The organism is Micromonospora sp. CA-248260, assembly GCF_050942205.1.
GTDB lineage: Bacteria > Actinomycetota > Actinomycetes > Mycobacteriales > Micromonosporaceae > Micromonospora > Micromonospora antibiotica.
Genome location: NZ_CP192021.1, coordinates 2975605 through 2992024 on the forward strand (window position 1 = coordinate 2975605; position 16420 = coordinate 2992024).

Below are 16420 nucleotides of genomic sequence, written 5' to 3' on the forward strand. Positions count from 1 at the left end.
CCGACCGGGTCCGCCGGGCGGCCGTCAGTTCAATGGTGTGCCCACCCGGGACACCGCCGGCAGCGCGACGGTACCCGCCACCGCCCTCGTCGCGTCGGGGAGGAAGTCGGCGGTGGTCGCCCGGACGACCAGCTCCGGGGCCAGCCGCACCGACGTGGTGCTGCCCGAGTCGAGCAGGGTGAGCAGGGCGTGCAGCGCCTGCGAGCCCATGTCCCGCAGCGGGGTACGGATCGAGGTGAGCGGCACCAGGAGCTGGGCGTCCACGTCGATGTCGTTGTACCCGACCACCGCCACCTCCCGACCGACCCGCAGGCCGTGGTCGCGCAGGGTGCCCATCGCGCCGATCGCGGCGAAGTCGTTGACCGCGAAGACCCCGTCGGGACGACCGGTGGCCAGCAGCCCGGCCATCGCCGAGGCCCCACCGGCGACGTCGAAGGTGGACGGTGCGACCCACCGGGGGTCGACCGGGACGCCCCGGGCCTTCGCCGCGGCGAGGAAGCCCGCGACCCGGTCGGCGGAGGTGCTGGCGTGGCCGGGGCCGGCGATCACCGCCAGTCGCCGGCAGCCCACGTCGATCAGGTGCTCGGCGGCGAGCCGCCCACCGAGGCGGTCCCGGCCGGTCACCGACGGGAAACCCCGGGAGGCCCGGCTGACCAGCACGAACGGCACCCCGTCGGCGGCCAGCCGGGCCAGCATCGGGTCGTTGCGGCGGGCGTCACCGATGATCAGCCCGTCCACCCGTTCCCCGATCAACCGCTGGATGCGCAGCGCCCGCGCCTCGTCGTCGTCCCAGCTGCTGCTGACCACCGCCTGGTAGCCGGCGGCGGCAGCGGCGGCGTCGATGCCCTCGAAGACGGTGGCCAGCACGATGTCGGTGATCCGGGGAACCAGCACGCCGATCACCCCGGTCTTGCCGCTGCGCAGGCTGGCCGCCCAGCGGTCCCGGTGGAACCCGAGCTGCTTGGCGGCCTCCACGATCCGGGTCGCGGTCGCCGGGGCGACCCGCACGTCGTCGCCGCGCAGCACCCGGGAGACCGTGGAGACGTGCACCCCGGTGAGGCTGGCGACATCGCGCAGGGTCACCCGTTTGTTCACTGTGCCTCCCGTGCCGGACCGGTACCCGTACCCGGCAACCTAGCTGAGATGACTGCCCCCGTTCACATCGAAGGTCATGCCGGTGACCGTGGCGCAGGAATCGGAGAGCAGGAACAGCACGATGTCGGCGATCTCCTGTGCCGAGGAGACCCGGCCCAGCGGCATCCGGGCCCGCAGCCCCGCCTTCTGCTCGGCGGTGAGCCGGTCGTGCATCGGGGTGGCCACCGGGCCGGGCGCGACGGCGTTGACCCGTACCCCTTGCGGTCCGAAGTCGACGGCCAGGTGCCGCATCAGGCCCAGCACCCCCGCCTTCGCCGCCGCGTACGCCGTGCCCGACAGCCGGGTGCCGCCGTCACGGGCGTTGAGGCTGCTCATCAGCACCAGCGACCCGCCGCCGGCCGCCGCCATCCGGGGCACCACGGCCTGGCTGACGACGAACGCGGCGGTGAGGTTGTTGAGCAGGGTGCGTTCCCACTCGGCGAGGCTGGTCTGTTCGATGCCACCGGAGCTGACCACCCCGGCCAGGTGGGCCACCCGGCGCGGGGTGCCGATCGCGTCGACGAACTCGCCCACCGCGACCGGGTCGGCGGCGTCCACGCCGGTGGAGACGTCCAGCACGTGGACCGTCTCGCCCCGGGCGCGGGCGGCGGCGACCACGGCCGCGCCGATGCCGCTGGCCCCGCCGGTCACCAGCAGGCTCACGACGTGCCGCCGAGGATCTCGTCGCGGGCCCGCCGGTAGGCGTCGGAGAGCAGCATCTCCGGCTGGGAGTAGACGACGAAGCGGACGCCCCGGTCGATCCAGCGGCGGGCCTCCTCGGCGGAGTAGGCCAGCATGCCGGCGACCCGGCCGGCGGCGACGACCCGCTCGACGAAGTCGACCGCGTGCTTCTCCACCTCCGGGTGGGTGGGCTGGTAGCCCAGGCCCAGCTTGACCGACAGGTCGGCCCGCCCGAGCATGAGCACGTCGAGGTCGGCGGCGAGGATGTCGTCCAGGTTGGCCAGCCCGGCAGGGGTCTCGACCAGGGCGACGACCGTGGTGTTCTGTCCGGCCCAGGTCAGGTAGCGGTCGAAGTCGCCCCGGGCGGTGCCGTGCCCGGCGGCCCGCGCCGCCGAGCACAGCGTCCGGTCACCGACCGGCGGGTAGTGGGTCAGCCGGGCCGCCTCGACGGCCTGCGCGCCGGTCTCCACCAGCGGCAGCACCACCCCACCGGCACCGCTGTCCAGGGACCAGAGCAGGTCCTTCTCCTCGATCCGGCGCAGCCGGACCAGCGGGGTGGTCCCCGCCGAGCCGGCCGCCCGGACCATCGCCAGCACGCTCTGCTCGTCGGCCGCGGCGTGCTCGGTGTCCACGACCAGGAAGTCGTAGCCGAGGGTGCCGAGGATCTCGCCGATCGCCGGTTCCTGGAGCAGGGTCAGGCTGCCGAGGGCGACGCCACCGTCGCGCAGCACCTCGGCCAGCCGGCTCGGACGGGGATACATCAGGACTCCAGCTTCTGCACGCCGCCGCAGTCGCGGTTGGCCGGCACCTCGCCGACGATCTTCAGGGCGGCGTCGACGACGGAACCGTCGTGCCACTCACCGACCTCCGGCAACTTTTCGATGATCTTGTTGTCGAGCAGCCACTTGCCGTCCTCGGCGGTCACCGTGGCGGTGTCCACCCGACCGTTCGGGTCCATGTACGGCCACTGGTCGGTGCCGTACAGCTTGGTGATCGTCTCCGCCGGCACCTTGGTCCGCTCGGCCACGATCTTGATGACGTCGTCCTTGTTGGCCGGGTCCTGGTAGTAGCGCACGCCCTCCAGCCAGCCGGCCATCCACCGGGCCGCGACCTCGGGCCGCTTGCTGATGAAGTCCTGCGACATGGTGATCAGGCCCTGCTCCTGGTTGGGCGCCACCTCGTTCATCGCCAGCACCCGCTTGGCCTGCCCGTCGGTGATGAGCTGGTACGCCAGCGGCTGCACCACGAAGCCGGCGTCCACCGCACCGCTCTTGAGCGCGTTGGCCGTGTCCGGGTAGCTCAGGGTGACGATCTGCCCCAGGTCGGACTGCTTCAACCCGACCTCACCCAGCGCCCGGTCCAGCCAGTACTCGGTGGTCGAACCCTTGGCCAGGATGGCGACCTTCTTGCCCTTGAGGTCGGCCACGCTCTTCAGGCCGCCGTCGAAGGCCTGGGTACGGGCCAGCAGGAGGTTGTCCGACGCGCACCGGTACTGCTGCCGGTCGGCCACCGCCCGCACCCGCAGGCCCTGGTTGACCGCGTTGAACAGCGCGCCACCGGTGCCCGGGATGTTCACGTCGAGCTTGCCCTGACCCTGCACCGCCAGCCGGGAGTAGATGTCGGCGTTGCTGAACTCCACCTCGACCTGGTGCTTGCCGAAGAAGCCCTTCGCGTCGGCCACCATCATCGGCGCCAGCGAGAGGATCTCCAGCGAGTTGACCGTCACCTTGTCGGTGCCGTCGGCGCCCTTCGACTCCGCGTCGTCACCGCAGGCCGCGGTGCCGAGCAGCAGGCTCGCCCCCAATAGCGCGGCGATGACACCTTTTTGCTTGATCGTCGTGATCCGCTTGATTGTCATGATTGGCCCTCCGTCCAGCTGAAGAAGCGCCGCTGCACGCGCAGCGTCACCGTGGTGAGGAAAAAGCCCATCGCCGCGATCACCGCGAGCGTGGCGTACATGTTGTCGATCTGATAGATCTGCCAGTACCGCCAGGTCATCGACCCGACGCCGTCACTGGCGGCGAGGAACTCACCGGCGATGGTGCCCAGCAGGGCCAGCCCCGCGGCCAGCCGGATGCCGGCGAAGATGGACGGCAGGGCGCCCGGCAGGACGATCTTCCAGAGGATCTGCTGCCGGCCGGCGCCCAGGTTGCGGGCCATCAGGATCAGCCGCTCGTCGACCTGGAGCACCCCGGACATCGCGTTCACCACGGCCGGGAAGAACGAGATGATCCCGGCGAGCACCACGATCGGCCGCCCGCCGGTGCCGAAGATGACCAGCAGCAGCGGCAGGATCGCCACCACCGGGATCGGGTACGTGATGGCGATCAGCGGGTCGATCAGCACCCGAACCCACCTCGACCGTCCCATCGCGATGCCCAGCAGCGTCGCCGGGATCACCCCGAGCAGGAAGCCGAGCAGGATGCGCTGGGCGGTGATCCCGACGTTGGGCAGCAGCTCCCCGGAGGAGAAGAGCTCGACCAGGGCCTGCACGCACTCCGACGGGGCCGGGAAGAAGGTCTTGTCGATCAGCCCGGCCATGCTGCCGCCCTGCCACAGCGCCAGCACCACGACCACCGGGACCATGCTGCCCAGCCCGCTGCTGAGCAGCTTGAAGCCGCGACCCGGCGGGCGTTCCGCGCGGGGGTCCACCGCGTAGCGGACCACGGGTTCGTCGGGCGTCCGCTCCCGGGTCGGCACGCTCTGCTCGCTCATCGGTCCCCCTTCGCTTCCGCCCACTCGGCCGCCAGGGTGGCGTCCCGCAACTGCGCCCACAGGTGGCGCTTCAACTCGGTGAACCGCGGGTCCAACTCGACGTCGCGGGTACGCGGCCGGGGGAACGGCACCCGGATCTCCTCGACCACCCGGGTCGGCCGGGGCCCGAGCACGATGATCCGGTCCGCCAGCAGCAGCGCCTCCTCGATGCTGTGGGTGATGAACAGGACCGTCTTGCGGTGCTTCGACCAGACCTGGAGCAGCTCGTCCTGCAACAGGGTCCGGGTCTGGGCGTCCACCGCCGCGAACGGCTCGTCCATCAGCAGGACCTCGGGGTCGCTCGCCAGGGCCCGGGCGATCCCGGCCCGCTGGCGCATCCCGCCGGACAACTCGTGCGGCTTGTTGTCGGCGAACGCCTCGATGCCCATCATCGTCAGGTGCTCCCGGGCCACCTCGCGCCGCCGGGCGGCGGGCACCCCGCGCAGCTCCAGCCCGAAGCCGACGTTGTCGGCGATGGAGCGCCAGGGGATCAGCGCGTAGTCCTGCCAGACGATTGAGGTGAGCGGGCCGGCGGCGGTGCGCTCGCCGACGAAGCGGATCTCCCCGTCGTCCGGCCGGCGCAGCCCGCCGAGCAGGCCGAGCAGCGTCGACTTGCCGCACCCGCTGGGCCCGATCACGCAGACGAACTCCTGCGCCTCGATCGTGGTGCTGAGGCTGCCGACCACCGACAGTCGGCTCCCGTCGGCCCGGGGATACCCCTTGGCCACGTTGTCGATCTCGATGCGCATGGTCACTGCCCTCCGTGGGCCGGCAGGTCGGAGTAGTTGTGGTGCCACCAGTCGGCGATGTCGCGCCGCCTGGCGAACCAGACGCCGGGCAGGTCCTGCGCCCAGGCGATCAGGTCACGCAGCGCGGAGGCCCGCCCGGCCTGGCCGATCAGCCGGGCGTGCAGCCCGATCGAGATCATCTTGGGGGAGGTCTCGCCCTCCTCCCACAGGTACTCGATGCCCCGCCGGCAGTTCTCGAAGAAGTCCGTCGGGTTGCCGTAGCCGGGGCTGAAGGCGAACCGGCCGTCGTTGTAGGTGTGGGTGTACGGCACCACCAGGTGCCGCTGGTCGGCCACCTGCACCCAGTACGGCAGGTCGTCGTTGTAGGCGTTGGAGTCGTAGCGGAAGCCACCCTCCTCGACCAGCAGCCGCCGGGTCCGGTCCGACGGGGCGTAGCGGGAGTACCAGCCGACCGGGCGTTCCCCGCACAGCTCGGTGATCGTCGCCACCGCCTGCCGGATCTCCGCGCGTTCCTCGTCCTCGGTCATCCCCGACGGCTCCCGCCAGCGCAGGCCGTGCGAGCAGATCTCGTGCCCGGCGTCGACGAACGCCTTGGTCAGCGGCCGGTTACGGGCCAGCGCCTCGGCGCAGCCGTAGACGGTCACCGGGGTCTGCGTGCGGTCGAACAGCCGCAGCAACCGCCACGCCCCGGCCCGGCTGCCGTACTCGTAGACCGACTCCTGGGACAGGTCACGGTGCTCGGCGCTGGTCGGCGTGTACGAGATCTCGCCGACCCACTCGTTGACGCTGTCGCCGTCGAGGAGGCTGTGCTCGGCGCCCTCCTCGTAGTTGAGGCACAGGCTCACCGCCACCCGGGCACCACCGGGCCACTCGACGCGGGGCAGGTCCGCGCCGTAGCCGATGAAGTCCCGCTCGGTGCCGGGTTCGACTCTGATCACCATGACGTCATGTCCTTTCTGCCGGATGGGCCGGGCCCAGCGGGAACCGACGGCGGGCCGCCGTTCGGATTCGGTGCCCCACCGCGCACCAGCGCGGTGAGGTCTCGCAGTCGGGTCGCCCCGGGGGCCCGGGTCAGCCCGTGCAGCAGCTCGGCCGCCCCCGCCGGCACCCCCGGCGTACGCAGCAGCGCGGCGTCCACGGCGGCCAGCTCGTCGGCCGTCATCGGGTCCTCCCGGTCGCCGTGGTGGAACCGGGCCCGCCCGGTCAGCCGGGCCCCGCTGCGGGTGGTCACCTCCACCACCGCCGGCCGGCCCGCCGGATATCCCTGGTCCAGCCCGGGGTCGTGGCGTACGGTCACCCGCTCGGCGAGCCGGGCCGCGCGGGCCCGCCGGTCGTCCGCCGGCCCGTCCGGGGCACCCGGGTCGGTGCCGACCAGCCCGCAGGCGACCACCCACGGGATGCTGAACTGGCGTGCCAGCCGGCCGACCGGACGACGCTCGGCGAGCAGGGCCGCGCCCGCGTAGGTGTCCACGGTCACCGTCGCCACCTCGTCGGCCGTCAGGTCCCGGGCCATCGCGCGGGCCACCGTCCACCCGGTCAGGGTGTGCGCGCAGACCCCCACCGGTTTGAAGTAGGCGTCCGGCAGCAGCGGTCGGGATCCCAGCGCGCCGTCCACGGGCCGGTCGGTTCCGCCGTGGTGGACGGTCCGGGCGAGGTGCGGCAGCGCCGGACCGGTGGCCGGGAACCCGGCGTCGGCGAGCCGGGCGACGGTCAGCCCGTTGGCGGTGCCGAGGGCGGGCAGCAGGTAGTGGGCGGCGTGTCCTCGCCGGGTGTCGGCTTCGGGCCCGGCCAGCGCCACGGTCAGCGCCAGGTTCACCGTGTCGGTGACCCCGGCGGTGTCCTGACCGGTGACGATCCCGGCGGCGGCCGCCGCCGCGCCGGTGCCCCACCCGCCGTGCGGGTGCACCCCGGGGCGGGGTGCGCCGAGGAGCAGACCGAGCCGGGCGCCCACCTCCCAGCCGACCGCCAGCGCCCGCAGGAACACCCGCAGGCTGCGGCCGTCGGCTTCGGTGGCGGCCAGCGCGGCGGCGTACGCGTGCAGCCCGGGGTGCCCCGGGATTCGCGCAGGCCCTCGTCGCACTGGCTGACGGTGATCGCCGTCGCCGTCACCGCCGCCGCCCGCGCCGGCTCGTCCGTCCCGCCCGGGGCGGCCAGCAGGGTGCACCGGCCGTGCGGGTCGCCGGGGGTGTCGAGCCCGGCGGGCAGGTGCCCCCGGGCCGCGACGGCGTTGGCGGTCAGCCGGGCTGCCACCTGCCGGACCAGCACCTGTCCAGCGCCGGTGGCCAGCAGCGTGTCGGCGGCCTCGACGGCACCGGCGACGAGCGTGGCCAGCACGTCGCCGCGGGCATCCCCCCGCCGGTGGTCGGTCACGGTGTGATCACCTGCTTGCCGAGCACCCGCCGGTCGGCGAGCGCCTGGTGGGCCCGGCCGGCGTCGGCCAGCGGGAGGACCGCGTCGACCCGGGGGGTGAGTTGTCCCGCCGCGACCAGGCCCAGCACCCGGGCGATCTCGTCGGGGCGCTGGCTGCGCGACCCGCGCAGCTCGTACTCGTTGCGGAAGGTCTCGATGAGGTCGAGGTGCGGGTGCTCCCCGGCGTGGCCGCCGCCGACGATCAGTCGGCCGGTGGGGGCGAGGGTGCCCAGCGCGGCCTCGAAGACGTCGCCGCCGATGTGTTCGACGATCACGTCGAAGCCCGCACCCCCGGTGATCTTCCGGGCCTCGGTGGCCCAGTCGGGATCGCGGGTGCTCAGCACCGCGTCGGCGCCGAGGGAGGAGACGAAGTCGGCCTTCGCCGGGTCGCCGATCAGGCCGACCACCCGCGCGCCGCCGAGCTTGGCGAGCTGCACCACCGCGTGCCCGAGCCCACCGGCGGCACCCGGGGCGAGGACCCACTCGCCGGGCGCGAGTCGGCCGATGGAGTACAGGGTGCGCCAGGCGGTGCCGAAGGAGATCGGGGTGGAGGCGGCGACCACCGGGTCGAGGTCGCCGATGTCGAGCAGGCCGCGCGCCGGGGCCACCGCGTGCCGGGCGTAGCCGCCCCACCTGGTGATGCCGGGCATGTCGGCGTTCGGGCAGAGGTTGGCCCGGCCGCCCAGGCAACGGGGACAGGTCCCGCAGGGCGTGTTGGGCAGCACCAGCACGCGGTCGCCCGGGGCCCGGTCGGTGACCCGGGAGCCGAGCCGTTCCACCACGCCGACGACCTCCCGGCCGAGCACGTGTGGCAGCCGCAGCGGCATCCGGGACACCCCGCTGCGCAGGTCGGCGTCGAGGTGGTTGACGGCGACCGCGAGCACCCGCAGCAGGACCTCGTCGGGGCCGGGTTCGGGCAGGTCGACCTCGGTGAGGGTGAGCGTCTCGGGGCCGCCGTACCCGTTCATGGTCACTGCTTCGGTCTTCACGCGTGACGTCCTTCCACCATGGTGCGCAGGGCTGCCGGCACGGCGCCGGGTTCTTCGACGGCCAGGGCGAGGGCCAACGCCACCCGGGCCTGGGTGCCGGTGAGGTCACCGGCGAAGAGCGCGCCGGCGCGGGCGAGGGTCGCCCCGCCGCCGGCGTAGACCGGGCGGACCCGGCCCGCCCCGGTCCGGCTGGTGATGACCACGGGTACGCCGCGTCGGCCGGCCTCCGCGACGGCCTCGGCGACCGCGGGTGGGGCGTTGCCCGCGCCGAACGCCTCGACCACGATGCCGGCGGCACCGGCGCGCAGCGACGCGTTCAGGTGGGTGCCGTCCACACCGGCGACGAGCTTGACCAGGTCCACCCGGGGAAGTGCGGTGGGGACCGGTCGGTCGGCGTAGTGGCTGCCCCGGGCGGCGGTGGAGACGCGGAGCACGCCGTCCGGGTCGACCAGGGCCAGCACCCCGGCCGTTCCGCCGGAGAACGCCGACACCGCCGAGGTGTGCACCTTGCGGCTCTCCACCGCGGCGTAGGCGACCCCGCCCATGACCGTCGCCGCGCCGACCGGCTGCGGGGCGGCGACGATCCGGATCGCGTCGGCGAGGTTGCGTCCGGCGTCGGAGTCGGGCTCGTCGGCGCTGCGTTGCGCGCCGGTCAGCACGACGCGGGCGTCGGGGCCGGTGAGCTGCCCGGTCAGGTAGGCGGCTTCCTCCAGCGTGTCGGTGCCGTGGGTGACGACGACGCCGGAGAACCCGTCGGCGAGCTTGGCCCGGACGGCCCGGACGGTGCCGAGCATGTCGTCCAGGGAGAGCGCGAAGCTCGGCCGGCAGGACAGGTCGAAGCCGTGGATTTCCACGCCGGCCGGGACGGTGACGTTCTTCAGCAGGTCCGTGACGGAGTCGGTCACGGCCAGGCCCTCGTCGGGGTCCCACCGCGACGCGATCGTCCCACCGGTTGCCAGAACCGCGATCCGCACCAGCCACACCCCCTTGCGCAAACGATTGCTCAACTGGGTGATGACAGTTGCACAAACGTTCGCCCTGCACAAGAGCTGCGGGAACGCGGAAGCGAGGAAGTTATGCGATGGCGATCTGCCAGGTGACGGCCCGATGTCCGGCCTGTTTCGGTGTCCGTCGTCGTCCGGTTCGGGCCGGTGGCCGGTGGCGTGGCGCGGTCCCCGGCCGGTGGCCGGTGGCGTGGCGCGGTCCCCGGCCGGTGGCCGGTGGCGTGGCGCGGTCCCCGGCCGGTGGCGTGGCAGGCTGGGTCCGTGTACCGGGAACGGCCTGCCGAGATGATCGTCGGCGCGGTGCTCTGGGCGAGCGAGAGTCGACCGGACGCCGCGCCGACGCGGGTGCTGCCCGATGGCTGCCTGGATCTGCTCTGGTCGAGCCGGGCGGGCCTGCTGGTCGCCGGGCCGGACCGCACGGCCTACCTGAGCCTGTCCCGGCAGGGGGAGCGGTGGCGTGGTGTCCGGCTACCGCCCGGGCTGGGCCCGGCCGTCTTCGGCGTCCCCGCCGACGAGTTGCGCGACCGTCGGGTGCCCCTCGACGCCCTCTGGGGGCGGACCGCCCTCCGGCTCGCCGACCAACTCGGCGCGTCGCCCACCGCCGCCGATCTGGCCACGGTGGCGGCCGACCGGCTCGCCCGGGTGGGCGGCGCGGACCCGCTGGGCCCCCGGGTGGCCGCCCTGCTCGCCGCCGGCGCCACGGTCACCGCGACCGCCGCCGAGGTCGGCCTCGGCCCGCGCGCCCTGCACCGACGCAGCCAGGCCCTCTTCGGGTACGGCCCGAAGACCCTCGCCCGCATCCTGCGGCTGCGCCGCGCCCTCGCCCTGGCAGGTCGCGGGGTCGGCCTGGCCGAGGTGGCTGCCCGTGCCGGCTACGCCGACCAGGCCCACTTCACCCGCGACGCCCGGGACCTGGCCGGAGTCCCGCCGACCACCCTGCTCGCCCGGTGACCCCGCCCCGTCGGCAGTGGTGCCCCTTGACCCGCGCTGTCCGTTGCCCGGTAGTGCCCGTTGCCAGGGTGTTGCCTGTCGCTGTCCGTTGCCCGGTAGTGCCCGTTGCCGTTACTCGGGGCTGCCCGTCATCGGGTGCCTTGGCAGCCGTGGGCGGCTCCGTCGACATCGGCGCGACGACGGACGGGGCAGTCGGTCGTCAGTCACGTCGTGGTCGCCGTGGGCCGGGTGCTGGGCAAGCGTGGCCGGGCGATGGCCCGGAAGTCCGTTGCGGAAGGGCCGCCAGCGGACGCCGGGCCACGGCGGGCATCGTCGGGCTGATCGAGACGATTCCGGTGCTCCGGCCGGCGCACTGAGCGCCGGGCCGTCGCCCGGGCCATTACCCGGGCCGTCGCCCGGGTCGTCGGACAGCCCGGCTGACCATGTGCTGTCCGGGCCCTTTCGAGCTGATGACCCAAACGACTCACCACCCTGCCTCCGCCCCGGTCGTCCGGAGTCCTCGTCGGTCACCACCCTGCTTCCGCCCTGGTCGTCCGGAGCCCTCGCCAGTTTCTCCAGGACCTTCCACGCCCGCCGGTCGGCGTCGGAGGGGAGGGCCGATGACGCCACCGACCGACGATGTCGGCTCGGGGATGAGAGGGTGGCGGGCCGGTTCTGTCCTCGTTCTCCCCGCTCCGCCTGCCCGAACCGGCCCGGCAGCGGCGAAGTCGGTGAGCGGGCCGGTCGAGTGAATCGTTGACATCATCAGCTCGAAAGGACCCGAACAGCACCACGCCTGGTCCCGCTCCCGGCAGGATCCCGCGTCCGGGTGGCATCCCGGGCAGTGTGGCGCGCGGGCGCGGGCTGTGGTGGTGCGGCGAGTGGCCGCGCGGGCTGTGGTGGTGCGGGGGAATGGCCGCGCGGGCTGTGGCCGCGCGGGCTGTGGTGGTGCGGGCTGTGGTGGTGCGGGCTGTGGCCGCGCGGGCTGTGGTGGTGCGGGCTGTGGTGGTGCGGGCTGTGGTGGTGCGGGGGAGTGGCCGCGCAGGCTGTGGTGGTGCGCGGGCTGTGGCGGGGCAGGCGGTGGCCGCCCGTGGCTGTGGCCCCGTGGGGCGGTGGCGGTGGCGGTGCGGTGGCGCGGGCAGTGGTGGCGCGAGCCGGGTCTTCTCGGTTTCGGTTACCACGCCGTCCCGCCGGCAGCAGGTGGGAATGCCGGCAAATCCGTGGCCGCCGTGGTCAGCTCGGGTCGAGCGGGGCGAAGAGGTCGACACCGTTGCCGTCCGGGTCGTGCAGGACGGCGTACCGCTGGCCCCAGAAGGCGTCCCAGGGGGCGACCTCACCGTGGAAGCCCGCGTCGGTCAGCGCGGTCCAGTACCGGTCCACCTCGGCCGGGTCGGCGCAGCGGAAGGCGAGGCTGGCGCGCGGGCTGCCGCTGGGTGGCGTCCAGTCGGGGTGGAAGCCGCGCAGCAGCGTCACGGTGTCCCAGGCCAGCCGCAGCCCACCCGGCAGGGTGACCTCGACGTGGTCCTCGTGGTCGGCGTCGGCGGGGATGTCGAGCCCGAGCCGGCGGTAGAAGTCCAGGGTGCGGGCCATGTCGTTGACCGCGGTGCCGATGAGGTCGAAGCGGGGCGTCATGGGTTCAGGCTAGGTCGGTGCCCGACCCGGGGTCTTGAACGGAACGGACCGAGGAAACCATGTGCCCCTCGCGCGGGGACCGGACGACGTACGGTGTCAGGGGAGAAACCCGCCTTTCAGGTTCAAATGCCTCGTAACGGCGTGCCTGTCGGCGGTCCATGACGGCGAGGGAAGGGAGCGGCCGATGATGCACCTGGCCTACCTGGACGCGGGATCCGGCAGTCTGATCGTGCAGGCGGTGGTCGGCGGAACAGCGGGCGCAGCGGTCGCCGCCAAGCTCTACTGGCGGCGGGTGGCGGCCCGCTTCCGTCGCCAGCCCACCGAACCCGTCGAGGCCCGCCCACCCGGCCAACCCGCCGGGCAGGCCGAGGCCACCGCGACCGGGCGGCAACCGGTCGCGACCGGGCGGCACCCCTCCGTACCGGCCGAGGCCACCCGGACCGACCGGCAACCGCGACAGCCCGCCGGCAACTGACGGGCCGGCGCACGGATGACCACCGCCGACCTCGGGATCCGGGCCGAACCCGGCTCCTTCCGCGACCCCGCCAACCGGGTCTTCCACCTGGGCGAACAGGTGCTGCGCGGGCTCGGCCCGCAGGGCACCGCCGACTGGCAGGTCCTTGCGGCCAGCGGGTTCTTCGCCGCGCTGCTCGCCGAGGGCAAGGTCTGCGCCACCTCGGCGGTGGACCCGGCGACGCTGCCGGACACCGGGTGGACCACGGTGCTGCGGCACGAGCGCATCCCGTTCGTCTCGCATCCGTACGAGTGGTCGTTCGGCATGTTGCGCGACGCCGCCCTGCTGCACCTGGAGATCCTGCGTCGGGCGCTGGAGGCGGGGTTCACCGTCAAGGACGGCTCGGCCTACAACCTCCAGTGGCGGGGGGCCACCCCGGTCTTCATCGACATCGGCTCGTTCGCGCCGCTGACCGAGGGCGAGCCGTGGGCCGGCTACCGGCAGTTCTGCCAGACCCTGCTCTATCCGCTGCTGCTTCAGGCCCATCTCGGGGTGGACTTCCAGCCCTGGCTGCGGGCCCGGGTCGACGGCATCACCCCCGACCAGCTCCGACCGTTGTTCCGGGGCGTGCGCCGGCTGCTGCCCGGGGTGCCCACGCACGTGCACCTGCACGGCGCGATGCAGGCCCGCAACGCCGACGCCAGCAGCAACGCCGTCGCCGCCCAGCTGCGCGACGCGGGCTACTCCCGCCAGCTGGCCCTGGCCACCGTACGACGGTTGACGCGGCTGGTCAGTCGGCTGGACCGTCGGGTGGCCGGCAGCCACTGGGTCGACTACCCGCGCACCTGCGGCTACACCACGGCGGACCGGGCGGCCAAGGAGAGCTTCGTCGAGGCGGCGGTGGCGGCGGGCGGCACCCCCCGGCTGGCGCTCGACCTGGGCGCCAACGACGGCCGGTACGCCCGGATCGCCGCCCGGCACGCCGCCCAGGTGGTCGCCGTCGAGCAGGACCCGGCCGTGGTCGACGCCCTCTACCGGGCGCTGCGTGCCGAGGGTGACCGGCGGATCCTGCCGCTGGTGATGGACCTGGCCGACCCGTCACCCGGCGGCGGCTGGCGGGGCGTGGAACGGGCCGGGTTCGCCGCCCGGGCCCACGCCGACGTGGTGCTCGCCCTCGCCGTCGTGCACCACCTGGCGATCGGCCACAACGTGCCGCTTCCCGAGGTGGTCGACCAGCTGGTCGGGTACGTCCGACCCGGTGGTCGGCTGGTGGTGGAGTTCGTCGATCCGCAGGACCCGATGGCGCGGCGGCTGCTGGCGAACAAGCCGGCCGGGATCTTCCCCGACTACCGGCGCGACGAGTTCACCCGGCTGCTGACCGCCCACTGCCGGATCGAGCGTCGGTGCGAACTGCCCTCCGGCACCCGGACGCTCTACCAGGTGGTGGTGGGTGACTGAGCCGACCCTCACCCGGACCGAGCCCGTCGCGCCGCCCGCGCCGGATGAGCGGAGCGCGCCGTCCACCCGCCGGGTCGAGCTGCGCCGGGCGGCGGAGCTGGTCGCCCTGGTCGGCCTGGTGGTCACCCAGCCGTTGCTCGACGTGCTCGGGCGCAGCCCCGACTTCTTCCTGTTCCACCGGGCCGGCAGCGGGGACGTGCTCGCGCTGGTGGCGTTGGTCGCGGTGGTGCCCGGCCTCGCCGTGGTACTGCTCGGGGCGGCGACCCGGCTGGCCGGGGCCCGGGTCCGGGCCGGTGCCCACACGGTGCTCGTCGGGCTGCTGCTGGCCGGGCTGGCCGTGCAGGTGGGCCGGCAGGTGACGGCGCTGCGGGGCGTACCGCTGGTGGTGGTGGCGGTGCTGGCCGGGGCAGCCGGGGCGGTGGCACACCGGCGCTGGTCGCTGCCCGGCCGGGTGTTGCGGGTGGCCGCCGTCGGACCGGTCGTCTTCGTCGGGTTGTTCCTGTTCGCATCGCCCGCCTCGGCGGTGGTGCTGCCCCGCGCGCACGAGGGTGCCGCCGGGGTCGCCGGCCCGGGCTCGCACCCGCCGGTCGTCATGATCGTCCTGGACGAGTTGCCGCTGGTGTCGCTGCTCGGTCCGGACGGACGGATCGACGCGGCCCGCTACCCGAACTTCGCCGAGCTGGCCGGCGGCTCCACCTGGTACCGCAACGCCACCGGCGTCAGCGGGTGGACGCCGTACGCGTTGCCGGCGATGTTGACCGGCCGCTACCCGTCGACCCCGGCCGCCCCGCACTACTCGCAGTACCCGGACAACCTGTTCACCGCCCTCGGCGGCCTGTACGACATCCGGGCCCAGGAGAGCATCACCCGGCTCTGCCCGCCCAGCCGCTGTGACCAGCCGGTCGCCCCCGAACAGGGGCTCGGCGTGCTGGTCCGGGAGAGCGGGGCGCTGCTGGGCCGCATCGCCGCCCCGGTGGACAGCCGGGTCGACCCGCAGGAGTCGTACCGGGAGCAGACCGCCGCCGAGGTGGGCCTGGACGCCGCCGAACCGGTCCCGGCCGACCCGAAGTTCCGTTGGGACAGCCTGAACGACAACCAGCCGGCCCGGTTCACCGCTTTCCTGGCCGGGCTGCGCCCGTCCGACCGGCCGACCCTGCACTTCCTGCACCTGCTGATGCCGCACGCCCCGTGGGTGTACCTGCCGTCCGGAGCGCGTTACGACGCACCGGACGACCTGCCCAACGACGGCGCGGGTTGGGCGGAACTGGCCCGGGCCCGGCACCTGGCCCAGTTGCGGTACACCGACCGGCTGGTCGGCGAGACGCTGCGCACCCTGCGCGCCTCCAGCCTGTACGACAGGTCGCTGGTCGTGCTCACCGCCGACCACGGGGTGAGTTTCGCCCCGGACTGGCAGGGGCGGGGGATGGGGGCCATCACGCACGCGCCCGGCGAGGTGGCCTGGGTGCCGCTGTTCGTCAAGGAGCCCGGTCAGCATGCCGGTCGGGTCGACGACCGCAACTGGGAGCACGTGGACCTGCTGCCCACCATCGCCGACGAGGTGCACGTCCGGGTCCCGTGGCGGCTCGACGGCCGGTCTGCGCAGCAGCCGCCCCGGGAGCGTGCCGAGAAGTTCTTCTACGACCAGCCCGGTGAGCGGGTGGCCCTTCCCGGCGGGGTGCCGGCCCGTCCCGCGCCGCCCGTCCCGCATCCGCTGGTCGGCACGACGGTGGGGGAGAAGCCGTCGGGTGGTACCGCCTCGGTGGCGCACCTGGGCGCGTTCGACCACGTCGATGCGGGGGCGGGGGAGCTGCCGGCCCTGGTGTGGGGGACCGTGCCCAGGCAGGTGCCCGACGGCACGCTGCTCGCGGTGGCCGTCAACGGCCGCATCGGCGCGGTCGTCCCGGTGGTGCCCCCGGACCGGGGGGGTCGCCGGTTCGCCGCGTTCCTCCCCGACGACCGGCTGTTCCGGGCCGGGGCGAACCGGTTGGACATCTACCGGGTGGGCAGCGGCGGCGATCTGCGTCGATTGACCCTCTCCTAAGCTGTAGTGCAATTTCCTGGCATTTCGCCGCTTTTCTGCGTCCCGTCACCGGTGTCCGGCTCCGGCCGTACCCCCGGGCCCGGCGGGGTTTCCGCGCCGCTGGGTCGGGAATCGGGTGACGCATACCTCACCGCAGAACCACGGGGGGCGGTATCCCCGCGACCGCGATTACGGTAAAAGCGAAG

15 protein-coding genes are annotated in these 16420 nt (G+C 73.9%); 4 read left to right on the plus strand and 11 right to left on the minus strand.

All coding sequences use genetic code 11. From position 1 onward, the window contains the following. Positions 1-24 precede the first annotated feature (24 nt). The 10 genes from ACQP2H_RS13135 to ACQP2H_RS13180 form a co-directional block, all read right to left on the minus strand. Complete coding sequence (locus tag ACQP2H_RS13135; RefSeq protein ID WP_433232981.1) at positions 25-1095, minus strand: LacI family DNA-binding transcriptional regulator; 1071 nt, start codon at positions 1093-1095, stop codon at positions 25-27. A gap of 39 nt (positions 1096-1134) precedes the next feature. Then, positions 1135-1797 carry an SDR family NAD(P)-dependent oxidoreductase gene (locus ACQP2H_RS13140; RefSeq protein ID WP_433232983.1) on the minus strand — a complete coding sequence of 221 codons (663 nt, stop codon included), beginning with the start codon at positions 1795-1797 and terminating at the stop codon, positions 1135-1137. Then, the gene (locus ACQP2H_RS13145; protein ID WP_357533849.1) at positions 1794-2576 is read right to left on the minus strand and encodes an HpcH/HpaI aldolase family protein; all 783 of its coding nucleotides are present in this window, start codon (positions 2574-2576) and stop codon (positions 1794-1796) included. Before ACQP2H_RS13145 ends, ACQP2H_RS13140 begins: the two co-directional genes overlap by 4 nt. Then, a complete protein-coding gene (locus ACQP2H_RS13150) occupies positions 2576-3673 on the minus strand; it encodes an ABC transporter substrate-binding protein (RefSeq protein WP_208566337.1) in 1098 nt (365 codons plus the stop codon). The genes ACQP2H_RS13145 and ACQP2H_RS13150 overlap by 1 nt, the downstream gene beginning before the upstream one ends. Continuing rightward, complete coding sequence (locus ACQP2H_RS13155) at positions 3670-4530, minus strand: ABC transporter permease (protein ID WP_357533847.1); 861 nt, start codon at positions 4528-4530, stop codon at positions 3670-3672. The genes ACQP2H_RS13150 and ACQP2H_RS13155 overlap by 4 nt, the downstream gene beginning before the upstream one ends. Beyond that, positions 4527-5318, minus strand: coding sequence for an ABC transporter ATP-binding protein (locus ACQP2H_RS13160; protein WP_232377477.1), 792 nt, complete (start codon positions 5316-5318; stop codon positions 4527-4529). Before ACQP2H_RS13160 ends, ACQP2H_RS13155 begins: the two co-directional genes overlap by 4 nt. A 2-nt stretch (positions 5319-5320) precedes the next feature. Then, positions 5321-6259 (minus strand): polysaccharide deacetylase family protein, encoded by a 939-nt coding sequence (locus ACQP2H_RS13165; RefSeq protein WP_357533844.1) that lies wholly within the window; start codon positions 6257-6259, stop codon positions 5321-5323. Beyond that, on the minus strand, positions 6253-7398 hold the full coding sequence (locus tag ACQP2H_RS13170; protein WP_433232988.1) for an MmgE/PrpD family protein: 1146 nt from the start codon (positions 7396-7398) through the stop codon (positions 6253-6255). The genes ACQP2H_RS13165 and ACQP2H_RS13170 overlap by 7 nt, the downstream gene beginning before the upstream one ends. A gap of 286 nt (positions 7399-7684) precedes the next feature. After that, the gene (locus ACQP2H_RS13175; protein WP_357533841.1) at positions 7685-8716 is read right to left on the minus strand and encodes a quinone oxidoreductase family protein; all 1032 of its coding nucleotides are present in this window, start codon (positions 8714-8716) and stop codon (positions 7685-7687) included. After that, positions 8713-9723 carry an asparaginase gene (locus ACQP2H_RS13180; protein ID WP_219461002.1) on the minus strand — a complete coding sequence of 337 codons (1011 nt, stop codon included), beginning with the start codon at positions 9721-9723 and terminating at the stop codon, positions 8713-8715. The genes ACQP2H_RS13175 and ACQP2H_RS13180 overlap by 4 nt, the downstream gene beginning before the upstream one ends. 258 nt (positions 9724-9981) lie before the next feature. Between ACQP2H_RS13180 and ACQP2H_RS13185 the strand changes: the two genes are divergently transcribed. Beyond that, positions 9982-10671 carry a helix-turn-helix domain-containing protein gene (locus ACQP2H_RS13185; RefSeq protein ID WP_433232990.1) on the plus strand — a complete coding sequence of 230 codons (690 nt, stop codon included), beginning with the start codon at positions 9982-9984 and terminating at the stop codon, positions 10669-10671. Between the two features lie 1212 nt (positions 10672-11883). Here the strand turns inward: ACQP2H_RS13185 and ACQP2H_RS13190 are convergent. After that, the gene (locus tag ACQP2H_RS13190; protein WP_363819485.1) at positions 11884-12282 is read right to left on the minus strand and encodes a VOC family protein; all 399 of its coding nucleotides are present in this window, start codon (positions 12280-12282) and stop codon (positions 11884-11886) included. 184 nt (positions 12283-12466) lie between these two features. Between ACQP2H_RS13190 and ACQP2H_RS13195 the strand changes: the two genes are divergently transcribed. Genes ACQP2H_RS13195 through ACQP2H_RS13205 form a run of 3 tightly spaced genes read left to right on the plus strand, consistent with a single transcriptional unit; the run spans position 12467 to position 16235 of the window. After that, on the plus strand, positions 12467-12757 hold the full coding sequence (locus tag ACQP2H_RS13195) for a hypothetical protein (RefSeq protein ID WP_433233793.1): 291 nt from the start codon (positions 12467-12469) through the stop codon (positions 12755-12757). A 15-nt stretch (positions 12758-12772) separates the two neighbouring features. Further along, positions 12773-14194, plus strand: a complete 1422-nt coding sequence (locus ACQP2H_RS13200; protein ID WP_433232993.1) for a class I SAM-dependent methyltransferase — start codon at positions 12773-12775, stop codon at positions 14192-14194. Beyond that, complete coding sequence (locus ACQP2H_RS13205) at positions 14187-16235, plus strand: sulfatase-like hydrolase/transferase (RefSeq protein WP_433232995.1); 2049 nt, start codon at positions 14187-14189, stop codon at positions 16233-16235. Before ACQP2H_RS13200 ends, ACQP2H_RS13205 begins: the two co-directional genes overlap by 8 nt. Positions 16236-16420 lie beyond the last annotated feature (185 nt).

Bases quoted from the DNA above. Each gene is read 5' to 3' on its own strand.
- ACQP2H_RS13145 (WP_357533849.1), bottom strand. From the start codon at position 2,576: ATGTATCCCCGTCCGAGCCGGCTGGCCGAGGTGCTGCGCGACGGTGGC.
- ACQP2H_RS13150 (WP_208566337.1), bottom strand. From the start codon at position 3,673: ATGACAATCAAGCGGATCACGACGATCAAGCAAAAAGGTGTCATCGCC.
- ACQP2H_RS13155 (WP_357533847.1), bottom strand. From the start codon at position 4,530: ATGAGCGAGCAGAGCGTGCCGACCCGGGAGCGGACGCCCGACGAACCC.
- ACQP2H_RS13160 (WP_232377477.1), bottom strand. From the start codon at position 5,318: ATGCGCATCGAGATCGACAACGTGGCCAAGGGGTATCCCCGGGCCGAC.
- ACQP2H_RS13165 (WP_357533844.1), bottom strand. From the start codon at position 6,259: ATGGTGATCAGAGTCGAACCCGGCACCGAGCGGGACTTCATCGGCTAC.
- ACQP2H_RS13190 (WP_363819485.1), bottom strand. From the start codon at position 12,282: ATGACGCCCCGCTTCGACCTCATCGGCACCGCGGTCAACGACATGGCC.
- ACQP2H_RS13195 (WP_433233793.1), top strand. From the start codon at position 12,467: ATGATGCACCTGGCCTACCTGGACGCGGGATCCGGCAGTCTGATCGTG.
- ACQP2H_RS13200 (WP_433232993.1), top strand. From the start codon at position 12,773: ATGACCACCGCCGACCTCGGGATCCGGGCCGAACCCGGCTCCTTCCGC.